This is a genomic window from Mycobacterium sp. E3247 (genome assembly GCF_001667785.1).
Classification (GTDB): Bacteria; Actinomycetota; Actinomycetes; order Mycobacteriales; family Mycobacteriaceae; genus Mycobacterium.
Genome location: NZ_LZJG01000551.1, coordinates 1 through 579, shown reverse-complemented (window position 1 = coordinate 579; position 579 = coordinate 1). Strand labels below are relative to the sequence as shown.

The 579-nt window shown below is 66.0% G+C and carries 1 protein-coding gene; it reads right to left on the bottom strand.

What is annotated here, in order from left to right; all coding sequences use genetic code 11:
- Positions 1-579: arginine--tRNA ligase (argS, locus tag A9X04_RS28195; protein WP_082975305.1), on the bottom strand; the 579-nt coding region annotated here is incomplete at both ends.

Sequence of the window (579 nt, the reverse complement as noted above, 5' to 3'; positions counted from 1 at the left end):
GCGGCGGCCACGGCCTTGAGCCGGGCGATGTATCCGTGGTGGTCGGCGCCGAGCATGTAGATGCACAGGTCGAAGCCGCGCTGCCGCTTGTCCAGGTAGTAGGCGATGTCGCCCGCGATGTAGGCCGGCTTACCGTCGCTCTTGATCACGACGCGGTCCTTGTCGTCCCCAAAGGCACTGGTGCGCAACCAGGTTGCGCCATCCTTTTCGTAGATGTTGCCGGTCTCGCGCAGCCGGGCGATGGCCTGATCGACGCGGCCGCTGGTGTGCATCGAGTCTTCGTGGGTGTAGACGTCGAAGTCGGTGCCGAACTCGTGCAGCGACTCCTTGATGTGGGTGAACATCAGGTCGACACCGATTTCGCGGAACGTCTCGTGCATCTCGGCAGCCGGCAGGCTCAGCGCGTCGGGCGCCTTGGCCAGCACCTGCGCGGCGATGTCGTTGATGTAGGCGCCCGCATAGCCGTCCTCGGGCGTCGGTTCGCCCTTGGCGGCGGCGATCAGCGAGTTGGCGAAGCGGTCGATCTGGGCGCCGTGGTCGTTGAAGTAGTACTCGCGCTCGACGTCGGCGCCCTGGGTG